This window comes from Niveispirillum fermenti, assembly GCF_048066175.1.
Classification (GTDB): Bacteria; Pseudomonadota; Alphaproteobacteria; order Azospirillales; family Azospirillaceae; genus Niveispirillum; species Niveispirillum fermenti.
Map to the genome: position 1 here is coordinate 1 of NZ_JBLTXA010000129.1, position 492 is coordinate 492.

Genomic DNA, 492 nt, shown 5'->3' on the forward strand with positions numbered 1-492 from the left:
CGCCGCCACCATAGTCATCGTCCATCTGCCTGTAATCCAGGCCATTGTCGAAGAATCTTCCAAACCAGCGAATGTAGGTGCTACCGCCGCCTCCTCCGCCGCACGTGGTCGCCCCATTCGCCGGCTGCGGACAATCCGTTAACCCTGATGGATCGATCCTGTTGACCGGATCGTTGCCGACATAGGCATAGAGGTTCATGCCGGCGGCATAGCCGATGGGGTCGGGTTGCAGGAACCGGCCCAGGGTCGGAGAATACGCCCGCGCCTTGTAATGGTAAACCCCAACCTCGGCCAGCCAGATCTGGCCCGTGTACTGGAACCGCCCCTGGTTGGCCGCCCCGGGCTGGCCATAGGCATCATAGGTATTGATGCTGGCCACCCCGCCGCCGTTGGTCACGGCCACCACCGATCCGCGCTCGTCGGCCAAAAGCGTGCGGCGGTCGCCCGTGCCGCTGCCTTCGTACCAGACCAGCGGCTGGTCGAGGCCGGTCC

1 protein-coding gene is annotated in these 492 nt (G+C 64.4%); it reads right to left on the minus strand.

Annotated features, from left to right (window positions below; all coding sequences use genetic code 11):
- Nucleotides 1-492 (minus strand): RHS repeat-associated core domain-containing protein (locus ACM9LZ_RS26000; RefSeq protein ID WP_416622396.1); only part of this gene is annotated, 492 nt, incomplete at both ends.